Genomic DNA, 13,084 nt, shown 5'->3' on the forward strand with positions numbered 1-13,084 from the left:
TTTGTCAGCACCCGTCCGTAGACTGACCCCGTGAGCGAGAACCCCGGCAACGACCAGCCCGACCCCCTCGACGACTTCGACGAGATCATCGAAGCCGAGACCACCCGCGACCCCGACCTCGCGGTCATCGAGGCCGGCAGCCGCACCCTGCGCACCCAGGGAGGCCCTCCGGAGGCAGACGTCCCGGCCCGCCCCGAGGACCCCGAGGTCGACAAGGCGCTGCGCGAGGTCGAGGCCGAGCTGGCCACCCGCTGGGGCGAGACCAAGCTGGAGCCGTCGGTCGCCCGCATCTCCGCGCTGATGGACGTCCTGGGCGAGCCCCAGCGCTCGTACCCCTCGATCCACATCACGGGGACCAACGGCAAGACCTCCACCGCCCGGATGATCGAGGCGCTGCTCGGCGCCTTCGAGCTGCGCACCGGCCGCTACACCAGCCCGCACGTGCAGTCGATCACCGAGCGGATCAGCCTGGACGGCGCGCCGATCTCCGCCGAGCGGTTCGTCGAGACGTACCAGGACGTCAAGCCGTACGTCGAGATGGTCGACGCCCAGCAGGAGTACCGGCTGTCCTTCTTCGAGGTGCTCACCGGCATGGCGTACGCCGCCTTCGCCGACGCGCCGGTGGACGTGGCGGTCGTCGAGGTCGGCATGGGCGGCTCCTGGGACGCGACGAACGTGATCGACGGTGACGTCGCCGTCGTCACGCCGATCGACCTGGACCACACCGACCGGCTCGGCGAGACGCCGGGGGAGATCGCGGGCGAGAAGTCCGGGATCATCAAGCAGGGCGCGACCGTGATCCTGGCGCAGCAGCCGGTGGACGCGGCGCAGGTGCTGCTGAAGAAGGCCGTGGAGGTGGACGCGACCGTGGCCCGTGAGGGCCTGGAGTTCGGCGTCGTCGCCCGGCAGGTCGCCGTCGGCGGGCAGCTGCTCACGCTGCGCGGCCTCGGCGGCGAGTACACCGACATCTACCTCCCGCTGCACGGCGCGCACCAGGCGCACAACGCGGCGGTGGCGCTGTCCGCCGTGGAGGCGTTCTTCGGCGTGGGCGCGCAGCGCCAGGAGCAGCTGGACGCGGACACGGTCCGCAAGGCGTTCGCGGCCGTGGCCTCGCCGGGCCGCCTGGAGGTCGTACGCCGCTCGCCGACCGTGGTGCTGGACGCCGCGCACAACCCGGCGGGCGCGCGGGTGACGGCCGAGGCGATCGGAGAGGCGTTCCAGTTCAGCCGGCTGATCGGGGTCGTCGGCGCGAGCGGCGACAAGAACGTGCGCGGGCTGCTGGAGGCGTTCGAGCCGGTCTTCGCGGAGATCGTGGTCACGCAGAACTCCAGCCACCGGGCGATGGACGCCGACGAGCTGGCGGGCATCGCGGTGGAGGTCTTCGGCGAGGAGCGGGTGCAGGTCGAGCCGCGTCTGCCGGACGCGCTGGAGGCCGCGATCACGCTCGCCGAGGAGGAGGGCGAGTTCGCGGGCGGTGGCGTGCTCGTGACCGGTTCCGTCATCACGGTCGGCGAGGCCCGGCTGCTTCTCGGGAAGAGTGCGTGAGTCATGCGGACGCTGTGTTCCTCGACGCTGATCGGTGAGTTCTTCATCATCGGGTTCGCCGGCCTGGTCGCGATGAAGGACCCGGACCTCACCACGGGCACGGTGTGGACGGTGTGCGGCATCGCGATGCTGTTCTGTGTGCTGCTGTGCGGCATGGTGACCCGGCCCGGGGGCGTCGCCCTCGGGTGGGCGCTGCAGATCGCGCTGGTCGCGGCCGGTTTCGTGGTGCCGCTGATGTTCTTCATGGGCGCGGTGTTCGCGGCGCTGTGGTGGGCGTCGGTGCACTTCGGGCGCAAGGTGGACGAGGCGAAGGCGCGATTCGCGGCCCAGAGCGCGCAGGGCGGCTCCGGGACACCTGACGCTGCGTGACGGGCGCCACGGCACGCCCTGTAATCTCGTCCCACCGCACACCTGGCAGGAAGAAGGAGTCCCCCCGTGACCCAGCGCACCCTCGTCCTCCTCAAGCCCGACGCCGTCCGTCGCGGCCTGACCGGCGAGATCATCAGCCGTATCGAGCGCAAGGCCGGCTGGCAGATCACCGCGCTGGAGCTGCGCACCCTGGACACCGAGACGCTGGAGCAGCACTACGGCGAGCACAAGGGCAAGCCGTTCTACGAGCCGCTCGTCGAGTTCATGGCGTCCGGTCCGGTCGTGGCGATGATCGTCGAGGGTGAGCGGGTGATCGAGGGGCTGCGCCGGCTGGCGGGTCCGACCGACCCGATCGCCGCGGAGCCCGGCTCCATCCGGGGCGACTTCGGTGTGATCGTGCGGGAGAACCTGATCCACGCGTCCGACTCCGAGGAGTCCGCCGAGCGCGAGGTGAAGATCTTCTTCCCGGGCCGTGCCTGAGACGCCCGCGCGAGGATGTTCCGGGGATTTTTCTGACACCCCGTCAGTTAACTCCCCGTAGCCGCCCCGGGACGGCCGGACGATTTCGGCCGTCCTTTGGCATATGCCGGGCCGATCGGGGGAACGGATGCCCCCGATGGCACGTCTCACCAAGCGGGGCGCCGTCGCATCTGATGACAATGGCGAAGACCCTCACGCCGTGTTCGTGCAGGCGCGTTTACGATGGAAGCCTTCACGTCACAGCACCCACCTCGCCTACCTGAAAAGCCCTCAAAAGCTCGTGGGAAGGCCAGACGAATCCTCATGGGGAACTCAATGTCGTTCATCGGCCGTGACATGGCTGTCGACCTCGGGACCGCCAACACGCTGGTGTACGTCAGGGGTCGTGGGATCGTACTCAACGAGCCGTCCGTCGTCGCGATCAACACCAACACCGGTGGCATCCTCGCGGTCGGCGCCGAAGCGAAGAAGATGATCGGGCGCACGCCCGGCAACATCGTTGCCGTCCGTCCCCTCAAGGACGGCGTGATCGCCGACTTCGAGATCACCGAGCGGATGCTCCGCTACTTCATCCTGAAGATCCACAAGCGGCGGTATCTGGCTCGGCCGCGGGTCGTCGTCTGCGTGCCCTCGGGCATCACCGGCGTCGAGCGCCGCGCGGTCATCGAGGCGTCGACCCAGGCCGGCGCCCGCCAGGTGCACATCATCGAGGAGCCCATGGCCGCGGCCATCGGCTCCGGCCTGCCGGTCCACGAGGCCACGGGCAACATGGTGGTGGACATCGGCGGCGGCACCACGGAGGTCGCGGTCATCTCGCTCGGCGGCATCGTCACCGCGCAGTCCATCCGCGTCGCGGGCGACGAGCTGGACAACGCGATCATCCAGCACGTGAAGAAGGAGTACAGCCTTCTGCTGGGTGAGCGGACGGCCGAGCAGATCAAGATCACGATCGGCTCGGCGTACGACCTCGACACCGACGAGCACACCGAAATCCGCGGCCGGGACCTCGTCTCCGGGCTGCCCAAGACCGTCGTCATCTCCGCCGCCGAAGTGCGCAAGGCGATCGAGGAGCCCGTCAACGCGATCGTCGACGCGGTCAAGACGACCCTCGACAAGTGCCCGCCGGAGCTGAGCGGCGACATCATGGACCGCGGCATCGTCCTGACCGGTGGCGGCGCGCTGCTGCGGGGCCTCGACGAGCGGCTGCGCCGTGAGACCGGCATGCCGATCCACATCGCCGAGGATCCGCTGGACAGCGTGGCGCTGGGCTCCGGCAAGTGCGTCGAGGAGTTCGAGGCGCTCCAGCAGGTCCTGGACGCCGCGCCGCGCCGATGACGTAACGCTTCGATTCCGCCGTACGAGATGATCTCCTCTCGTACGGCGGATCGTTGATATGGAGGCATAAGCTCCGCCATATGCCTCCGCACAGGTGAACACTCGCATCCGACCCCTGCACACATTCCAATGAGGAAGGGCACGGCCGCCGCACGTGAGGGACACACGAGAGAGCCGGCTTCTCCTGGTGCTGCTGATCGCCATCGCGTTCGCACTGATCACGGTGGACATCCGCGGCGGTGAGGACTCCCCGGTCGACGGTGCCCGGCAGGCCGCGGCCGCGGCCTTCGGTCCGATCGAGAACGGCGTGGCGTCGGCGGTGAACCCGGTCGGCAACGCGGTCGAGGCCGTCCGCGACTCCGGGGAGCGGCACGACCGGCTCGCCGCGCTGGAGAAGGAGAACGCGGCCCTCAAGGCCAGGCTGGGCAGCGACGACCGCAACCGCAGCAGGCTCAAGCAGCTCGACAAGATGCTGAAGGTGGCCGGCGCCGGGCAGTACGGCATCAAGGGCGCCGAGGTCATCGCCATAGGAGCGGCCCAGGGCTTCTCCTGGACCATCACCATCGACGTCGGCGCCAACGACGGCATCCGGCGCGACATGACCGTGCTCAACGGCGAGGGCCTGGTCGGCCGGGTCACCACGGTCGGCCCGAACACCTCCACCGTGCTGCTCGCCAACGACCCCGACTTCACCGTCGGCACCCGGATGGAAGGCAGCGACGAACTGGGCTTCGCCTCCGGCCAGGGCGACCGGCCGCTGCGGGTGGAGCTGCTCAACGGCAAGGCCGAGGTCAAGAAGGGTGACCGGCTGGTCACCTTCGGCTCGCAGGCCGACAAGCCGTTCGTGCCCGGCGTGCCGGTCGGTGTCGTCTCCCGCGTCGACCCCTCCGGCGGCGGACTCACCCGGACGCTGTACGTGACGCCGTTCGTCGGCTTCACCAAGCTCGACATCGTCGGCGTGGTCGTCGAGGCACCCAAGAAGGACCCGCGCGACACGGTCCTGCCGGCCAAGCCCCGGCCGGTCCCCACGCCGACGGTCACCGTCACGGTCACCCCGGGCGCGACCGCGTCGGGCGACGCCCGGCAGCAGAACGGGCAGCAGCAGCCGCAGCCGCAGCTCAGCGAGCAGCCCGCCACCGACGTGCAGACCGGACCACCGTCAGGCGACGGGCAGACCCAAGACGGCCAGCAAGAGCTGCAGTAGGAGCTGACATTCCATGCGCGTCAACCGGATCCTGCTCTCCACGGCGCTGATCGTCGTCGCCCTGGTCGTCCAGGTGAGCGTCCTCGCCCGCCTGCACCTGCCGGGCGCCGTCCCCGACCTGCTGCTGCTGACCGTCCTCGGCCTCGCCCTGGTCTACGGCCATGTCGGCGGCGCCCTCATCGGCTTCGGCGCCGGTCTGCTCGCCGACCTCGCCCCGCCCGCCGACCACGCGGCCGGCCGCTACGCCCTGGTGCTGTGCGTGACCGGCTACGCCGCCGGGCTGATGAGACCGGACAACGGCCGGCTGAAGTCGGCGACCGGCCCCATGGTCACCGTGGTCGCGGCCGCGATCGGCTCGACCCTGCTGTACGCCGGGGTGGGCGCCCTCGTCGGCGACACCGCCGCACGGCACGTGGGCCTGCCCAGCCTGCTGTTCACGGCGGCCCTGTACGACCTGCTGCTGGCGCCGTTCGTAGTCCCCGGGGTCATGGCGCTGGCCCGCCGCGCGGACAACGACCCGCTCGCCGAGACCGGCTCCTCGGCGAAGTCCGCCGACATCTCCTCCGGCTGGGTCGCCGGCGGCACCGGCCTGAAGATCGGCGGACAGCGGGGCGGGCTGCGGGTGAAGGCGGCGCGGGCGCGGGTGGCCCGCGCGGGACGCATCAAGGGGGTCAAGCGGCTGTGAGCGGCGGGGAGTTCACAGGGGAGTGCCCGTGGGAGTGGTCGCGGGAGAGCACGTGGAAGATCACGCCCGAGATCACGTGGGAGGTCAAGTTCACCGGTACGGGTGAACGCCGCTGGAACCGGCGTTCGGGGGCCGTTCGTTCACCCCATGTACGCACCCGGACACCGCTCGTACACGCCCAGCCGCACGCGTCCTGAAAGGGGGAGACAGCCGCAGTGACCAACATCCCGGAGACCGGCCGGACGCCCCGCGTCCAGATCCGGCTCGTCGTCATCCAGATCCTCGTCCTCTCCCTCCTCGGCACCCTCGGCGGCCGCCTGTGGTACCTGCAGATCCGCGAGGGCGCGGAGTACCAGAAGCAGGCGTCCGGCAACCACGTCCAGCAGGTCGTCGAGCCCGCCGTGCGCGGCTCGATCCTGGACGCGCGCGGCGTGCCCCTCGCCGACAACGAGACCCGGCTGGTCGTCTCCGCGTCCCGCACGGACCTGCTGAAGCAGAAGGACGACGGCAAGGCGGTGCTCACCAAGCTCGCCGCCGTCCTCGGCATGGACCCCGAGGAGGTCATGCTGAAGGTCCGGCTGTGCGACGCCAAGACCCCCCAGCCCTGCTGGAACGGCTCGCCGTACCAGCCGATCCCGATCACCGACGAGGCCACCCCCAAGCAGGCGCTGCAGATCCGCGAGCGCGCCGAGGACTTCCCCGGCATCAGCGCCGAACCCGAGGCCATGCGCCGCTACCCGGCTCCCGGCAAGGCCAACACCGCGCAGGTCCTCGGCTACCTCTCCCCGGTCACCGACGAGGAGATCCAGAAGGCCAAGGACACCGACTCGCCCTTCCTGCGCTCCGACCAGGTCGGCCGCTCCGGCCTGGAGCGGCAGTACGACAAGGCGCTGCGCGGCAAGGCCGGCGTCACCCGCTACGAGGTGGACAACCTCGGCCGGGTCATCGGCAAAGCGCAGTCCGACGCCGCCGAGCCCGGTGCCAACCTCGTCACCAGCATCGACTCCCGGGTCCAGCGCGTCGCCGAGTACGAACTGGACAAGGCGATGAAGACCGCCCGCCAGCAGTTCGACAAGATCACCGGCGAGAACTACAAGGCCGACTCCGGCGCCGTCGTGGTCATGGAGGCCAAGACCGGCCGGATCGTCGCCATGGCCTCCGCGCCGACCTACGACCCCAACGTGTGGGTGGGCGGCATCTCCGGCAAGGACTACAAGGCCCTCACCGGCAAGAACTCCGACTACCCGCTGCTCAACCGCGCCATACAGGGTCAGGCGGCGCCCGGCTCGACGTTCAAGGTGGTCTCCACCGCGGCCGCCGTGCAGGCCGGTTACGAGTGGGACGGCGGCTACCCCTGCACCAGCGCGTACTCGGTGGGCGGCCAGGTCTTCAAGAACTTCGAGGGGGAGAGCTTCGGCCCCATCTCGCTCGGCCGCGCCCTCGAGGTCTCCTGCGACACCGTCTTCTACGGCCTCGCGGACCGGGAGTGGAAGAAGGACGGCGGCATCAACCCCAAGAAGGGGCAGCCGAAGGACTGGTTCTTCAAGACCGCCCACCAGTTCGGCCTCGGCAGGGAGACCGGCGTCGACCTTCCCAACGAGGTCACCGGCCGCGTCCCCGACCGCCAGTGGAAGCTCGCCTACTGGCAGGCGAACAAGGACGCCTGGTGCAAGAGCGGCAAGAAGGACGGCAGCTACGTCGAGAAGATCGCCTACGAGAACTGCCTCGAGGGCAACAAGATGCGTGAGGGCGACGAGATCAACTACTCCATCGGCCAGGGCGACACGCTCGTCACGCCGATCCAGGAGGCCGTGATCTACGGTGCCGTCGCCAACGGCGGCACCATGTACCAGCCGACCATCGGCAAGGCGATCATCAGCCCGGACGGCAAGAGCGTGCAGGAGATCAAGCCCACGGTGCGCGGCCGGCTGCCCGTCAGCCAGGCCACCCTCAAGGGCATGGACGACGCCTTCGCGGGCGTCATCACCCGCGGTACGGCCGCCTGGAAGTTCGGCGGCTGGCCGCAGGACAAGATCGCGCTGCACGGCAAGACCGGTACCGCGGAGGTCTACGGCAAGCAGACCACGTCGTGGCTCGCCACCTACTCCAAGGACTACACGGTGATCATGACGATCGCCCAGGCCGGTACGGGTTCGGGCGCCTCCGGTGAGGCGGTGCGCAACATCTACAGCGCGCTCTACGGCGTCCAGGGCGACGGCTCCATCGACAACAAGAAGGCGCTGCTGCCCCAGCCGCAGAAGGGCCTGCCCAAGGTCCGCACGGACGGCACCATCGCCGCCCCGAAGGTCAGCGGCGACCCCGCCAGGGACGCCGAGAACGCCCAGAAGAACAACCCGACCAACGGCGACGACCAGCAGCCCGCCGCCACGGCCTCACCGACCACCGGCGGCAACCGCAACACCCGCAGACGGCCGCGCAGGCGGGGAAGCCGGAGGATGCCCCGATGACCGGCGTGAACAGCTTCTCCGTCTCCGGGTACGGCCCGGAGCGGGCCGGCTGGACCAGGATCTTCGCCCGCGACTCGCTCACCCGACGGCTCGACTGGCCGATCCTGCTCGCCGCGCTGGCGCTGTCCCTGCTGGGCTCGCTGCTGGTGTACTCGGCGACCCGCAACCGCACCGAGCTGAACCAGGGCGACCCGTACTTCTTCCTGCTGCGGCACCTGATGAACCTCGGCATCGGGCTCGCCCTGATGATCGCCACGCTCTGGCTCGGCCACCGCGCCCTGCGCAACGTCGTGCCGGTCCTGTACGGCCTGTCCGTGCTGCTGGCCCTGGTGGTCCTCACCCCGCTCGGCGCGACGATCAACGGCCAGCGCAACTGGCTCGTCATCGGCGGCTTCTCGGTCCAGCCCGCCGAGTTCCTCAAGGTCACGATCATCCTGGGCATGGCGATGCTGCTCGCGGCGCGGGTCGACGCGGGCGACAAGCTCTACCCCGACCACCGGACCGTGGCCCAGGCCCTCGGTCTTGCGGCGGTGCCGTGCCTGGTCCTGCTGCTGATGCCCGACCTCGGCTCGGTGCTGGCCATGGTGGCCATCATCCTGGGCGTGCTGCTCGCCTCCGGCGCCTCCAACCGCTGGGTCTTCGGCCTGCTCATCGCCGGAGCGATCGGCTGCGTCGCCATCTGGCAGCTGCACATCCTCGACGAGTACCAGATCAACCGCTTCGCCGCGTTCGCCAACCCCGACCTGGACCCCGCGGGCGTCGGCTACAACACCAACCAGGCGCGCATCGCGATCGGCTCCGGAGGCCTGATGGGCGCCGGGCTGTTCCACGGTTCGCAGACCACCGGGCAGTTCGTGCCCGAGCAGCAGACGGACTTCGTCTTCACCGTCGCCGGTGAGGAACTGGGCTTCGTCGGCGCCGGGCTCATCATCCTCCTGCTCGGAGTGGTGCTGTGGCGGGCCTGCCGTATCGCCCGCGAGACCACGGAGCTGTACAGCACGATCGTCGCCGCCGGGATCGTCGCCTGGTTCGCCTTCCAGGCGTTCGAGAACATCGGCATGACCCTCGGCATCATGCCGGTCACCGGCCTGCCCCTGCCGTTCGTCTCCTACGGCGGTTCGTCGATGTTCGCGGTGTGGATGGCGATCGGACTGCTGCAGTCGATAAAGGTACAAAGACCGCTGTCGGCGTGAGCGGGCGGACACCATGAGCGGCACGGCGACGCAGGGGTGCGAGGGCACCGGCCTGTGCGGCGGCTGGGTGTGAGGTGCGCGCCCGCACCGGACGCGGGCCGGCCGCCGACGCCGGGAAAGGCCCCCTGCCGTCCCGCCCCGACTGCGATTAGATTCGGGTCATGGCGGAGACGAAACGGGAGATCGAGCGCAAGTACGCATCCGACGGCAGCGGGCTGCCCGACCTGACCGGCGTCGCCGGGATCGCGGCCGTCCTCGACCGGGGCGTGGCCGAACTGGACGCCACCTACTACGACACCGCCGACGAACGCCTCGCCGCGGCCGCCGTCACCCTGCGCCGCCGCACCGGCGGCTCGGACGCCGGCTGGCACCTCAAACTCCCGGTGGAGCCCGGTGTGCGCGACGAGATCCGCGGGCCGCTGTCCGACACCGTGCCCGACGAGATCGCCGCGCTGGTCCGCTCCCGGATCCGGCACGCCGAGCTGGTGCCCGTGGTGCGGCTGCGCAGCTCCCGGGACGTGCGCCACCTGGTCGGTGCCGACGGCGCACTGCTGGCCGAGGCGAGCGTGGACGAGGTGCGCGCCGAACGGCTCAACCGGGCGGGCGGAACCGCCCGGTGGACCGAGATCGAGGTGGAACTGGCCGACGGCGCCGACCCCGCCTTCCTCCGCAAGGTCGACAAGCACCTGCGCGCAGCGGGCGTCCGCCCGTCGGAGTCCCCCTCCAAGCTGGCCCGTGCCCTTCAGGAGACCGGCGGCTCCCGGACCCGGACCGGCGCACCGGCCAAGCCCGTGACCGCAGGCGACCACCTCCTCGCCTACCTGCGCGCCCAGCGCGACGCCATCGTGGCGGGCGACCCGGCGATCCGCCTGGACGTCCCGGACTCCGTGCACAAGACGCGGGTGGCGACCCGCCGCATGCGCAGCACCTTCCGCACCTTCGGCAGCGTCCTCGACCGCGCCGTCACCGATCCGGTCGCCGCCGAACTGAAGTGGCTGGCCGGCGAGCTGGGCGCCGACCGCGACCAGGAGGTCCTGGCCGCACGTCTGACGGCCGCCCTCGACGACGTCCCGCCCGCCCTGGTCCACGGCCCCGTCCACGAGCGGATCGCCGCTTGGGCGAGCGCCCGGCACGGCCACACCCGCGGCCACCTCGTCGCCGTACTGGACTCCGCCCGTGCGCTCGCCCTGCTCGACGCCCTCGACGCCGTGCTCGCCGACCCGCCGCTGCGCAAGAAGGCAGCGAAGAAGCCGGACGCGGTGCTCGCCGCCGCCGTGCACAAGGACCTCGCCAAGGTGTCCCGGCTTCTCGCGCAGGCCCTCGACCTGCCGCCGGGGCACGAGCGCGACGTCGCCCTGCACGAGGCCCGCAAGAAGGCCAAGCGCACCCGGTACGCCGCCGAGGCCGCCACGCCCGCCCTCGGCGGCCCCGCCCGCTCGCTGGCCAAGTCGATGAAGTCGCTCACCAGCCTGCTCGGCGACCACCAGGACAGCGTCATGGCCCGCCACGCCCTGCGCGAACTGTCCGTGGTCGCCCACGCGGCGGGGGAGAGCGCCTTCACCTACGGGCTGCTGCACGGCAGGGAGGAGGCACGCGCCGCCGCCGCGGAGCGGGAGCTTCCCGGCCTGTGGAAGGAGATCGAGGCAGGGGCGAGCCTGTGAGCGTACGGGGGAGGCCGCCGACCGGGTTACGCTGAATGGTCACCCCTGTCAGCTCACAAAGGTTCCCCCGATGTCCGTCGAGTCGGTGTTCCCGCAGCTCGAAGCCCTGCTCCCGCATGTGCAGAAGCCGATCCAGTACGTGGGCGGCGAACTGAACTCCACCGTCAAGCCCTGGGACAGCTGCGATGTCCGCTGGGCGTTGATGTACCCGGACGCGTACGAGGTCGGCCTGCCCAACCAGGGCGTCATGATCCTCTACGAGGTCCTCAACGAGCAGGAGGGCGTCCTCGCCGAGCGCACCTACAGCGTGTGGCCGGACCTGGAGGCGCTGATGCGTGAGCGCGGCGTCCCGCAGTTCACGGTGGACAGCCACCGCCCGGTGAAGGCGTTCGACGTGTTCGGCCTCAGCTTCTCCACGGAGCTGGGCTACACGAACATGCTCACCGCGCTGGACCTCGCCGGCATCCCGCTGGAGGCGAAGGACCGCGGCCTGGACGACCCGGTCGTCCTGGCCGGCGGACACGCCGCGTTCAACCCGGAGCCGATCGCCGACTTCATCGACGCGGCCGTCATCGGCGACGGCGAGCAGGCCGTCCTCGACATCACGCGGATCGTCAAGGAGTGGAAGGCCGAGGGCCGTCCCGGCGGCCGCGAGGAACTGCTGCTGCGCCTGGCCAGGACGGGCGGGGTGTACATCCCGCAGTTCTACGACGTCGAGTACCTGCCGGACGGCCGGATCGCCCGGGTCGTGCCGAACCGCTCCGGCGTGCCGTGGCGGGTGTCCAAGCACACCGTCATGGACCTGGACGAGTGGCCCTATCCCAAGCAGCCGCTGGTCCCGCTGGCCGAGACGGTGCATGAGCGGATGTCGGTGGAGATCTTCCGCGGCTGCACCCGCGGCTGCCGCTTCTGCCAGGCCGGCATGATCACCCGTCCGGTGCGCGAGCGTTCCATCACCGGCATCGGCGACATGGTCGAGAAGGGCCTGAAGGCGACCGGCTTCGAGGAGGTCGGCCTGCTCTCGCTGTCCTCCGCCGACCACAGCGAGATCGGCGACATCGCCAAGGGCCTCGCCGACCGCTACGAGGACGACAAGATCGGCCTCTCCCTCCCCTCCACCCGCGTCGACGCCTTCAACGTCGACCTGGCCAACGAGCTGACCCGCAACGGGCGCCGCTCCGGTCTGACCTTCGCCCCCGAGGGCGGCTCCGAGCGCATGCGCAAGGTCATCAACAAGATGGTCTCGGAGGAGGACCTGATCCGCACGGTCGCCACCGCCTACGGCAACGGCTGGCGTCAGGTGAAGCTGTACTTCATGTGCGGCCTGCCCACGGAGACCGACGAGGACGTCCTGCAGATCGCCGACATGGCGACCCGCGTCATCGCCAAGGGCCGTGAGGTGTCGCGGTCCAACGACATCCGCTGCACGGTGTCCATCGGCGGCTTCGTCCCCAAGCCGCACACCCCCTTCCAGTGGGCGCCGCAGCTGTCCGCCGAGGAGACCGACGCCCGGCTGGAGAAGCTGCGCGACAAGATCCGGGGCGACAAGAAGTACGGCCGCTCCATCGGCTTCCGCTACCACGACGGCAAGCCCGGCATCGTCGAGGGCCTGCTCTCGCGCGGCGACCGCCGCATCGGCGCCGTCATCCGCGCGGTCTACGAGGACGGCGGCCGCTTCGACGGCTGGCGCGAGCACTTCTCCTACGACCGCTGGATGAGCTGCGCCGACAAGGCGCTGGCGCCCTTCGGCGTCGACGTCGACTGGTACACCACCCGCGAGCGCACCTACGAGGAGGTCCTGCCCTGGGACCACCTCGACTCCGGTCTCGACAAGGACTGGCTGTGGGAGGACTGGCAGGACGCCCTCGACGAGACCGAGGTCGAGGACTGCCGCTGGACCCCGTGCTTCGACTGCGGTGTCTGCCCGGCGATGGACACCCAGATCCAGATCGGCCCGACGGGCAAGAAGCTGCTGCCGCTGACCGTCAAGAACGCCGCCCCGGCGCCCGCGACGAGTGGTCACACGCACTGACGCACCACCCGGAGAGCCCCCTGTCCCGCGCGGGACAGGGGGCTCTCCGCCCGCCCCCCCCCCGCCGGCCCGGGCGGGCCCGGCGCGGGGGTGTCGGGCACGCACACCCGAC

Annotated in this window: 10 protein-coding genes; all 10 read left to right on the forward strand. The window is 70.5% G+C overall.

Features of this window, described 5'->3' with window-relative positions; translation table 11 throughout:
• Positions 1-30: 30 nt before the first annotated feature.
• The 10 genes from AB0E88_RS04035 to AB0E88_RS04080 all read left to right on the forward strand — a co-directional run bounded on the left by AB0E88_RS04035 (position 31) and on the right by AB0E88_RS04080 (position 12,972).
• On the forward strand, positions 31-1,545 hold the full coding sequence (locus AB0E88_RS04035) for a folylpolyglutamate synthase/dihydrofolate synthase family protein (protein WP_361623346.1): 1,515 nt from the start codon (positions 31-33) through the stop codon (positions 1,543-1,545).
• Positions 1,546-1,548: 3 nt separating this feature from the next.
• Complete coding sequence (locus tag AB0E88_RS04040; RefSeq protein WP_361623349.1) at positions 1,549-1,914, forward strand: DUF4233 domain-containing protein; 366 nt, start codon at positions 1,549-1,551, stop codon at positions 1,912-1,914.
• Between the two features lie 66 nt (positions 1,915-1,980).
• Positions 1,981-2,394, forward strand: coding sequence for a nucleoside-diphosphate kinase (ndk, locus tag AB0E88_RS04045; protein WP_361623352.1), 414 nt, complete (start codon positions 1,981-1,983; stop codon positions 2,392-2,394).
• Positions 2,395-2,709: 315 nt separating this feature from the next.
• Positions 2,710-3,729: a rod shape-determining protein gene (locus AB0E88_RS04050; RefSeq protein ID WP_103782377.1), complete on the forward strand. Its 1,020-nt coding sequence runs from the start codon at positions 2,710-2,712 to the stop codon at positions 3,727-3,729.
• 154 nt (positions 3,730-3,883) lie between these two features.
• The gene (gene mreC / locus AB0E88_RS04055; RefSeq protein ID WP_361623355.1) at positions 3,884-4,933 is read left to right on the forward strand and encodes a rod shape-determining protein MreC; all 1,050 of its coding nucleotides are present in this window, start codon (positions 3,884-3,886) and stop codon (positions 4,931-4,933) included.
• Between the two features lie 13 nt (positions 4,934-4,946).
• On the forward strand, positions 4,947-5,618 hold the full coding sequence (gene mreD / locus AB0E88_RS04060; RefSeq protein WP_361623358.1) for a rod shape-determining protein MreD: 672 nt from the start codon (positions 4,947-4,949) through the stop codon (positions 5,616-5,618).
• 215 nt (positions 5,619-5,833) lie between these two features.
• Complete coding sequence (gene mrdA / locus AB0E88_RS04065) at positions 5,834-8,086, forward strand: penicillin-binding protein 2 (RefSeq protein ID WP_361623361.1); 2,253 nt, start codon at positions 5,834-5,836, stop codon at positions 8,084-8,086.
• On the forward strand, positions 8,083-9,279 hold the full coding sequence (gene rodA / locus AB0E88_RS04070; protein ID WP_361623364.1) for a rod shape-determining protein RodA: 1,197 nt from the start codon (positions 8,083-8,085) through the stop codon (positions 9,277-9,279). Before mrdA ends, rodA begins: the two co-directional genes overlap by 4 nt.
• A gap of 161 nt (positions 9,280-9,440) precedes the next feature.
• Positions 9,441-10,940: a CYTH and CHAD domain-containing protein gene (locus AB0E88_RS04075; RefSeq protein WP_361623367.1), complete on the forward strand. Its 1,500-nt coding sequence runs from the start codon at positions 9,441-9,443 to the stop codon at positions 10,938-10,940.
• Between the two features lie 70 nt (positions 10,941-11,010).
• Positions 11,011-12,972, forward strand: a complete 1,962-nt coding sequence (locus AB0E88_RS04080) for a TIGR03960 family B12-binding radical SAM protein (RefSeq protein ID WP_361623370.1) — start codon at positions 11,011-11,013, stop codon at positions 12,970-12,972.
• Positions 12,973-13,084 lie beyond the last annotated feature (112 nt).

This window comes from Streptomyces sp. NPDC028635, assembly GCF_040637635.1.
Lineage (GTDB): Bacteria > Actinomycetota > Actinomycetes > Streptomycetales > Streptomycetaceae > Streptomyces.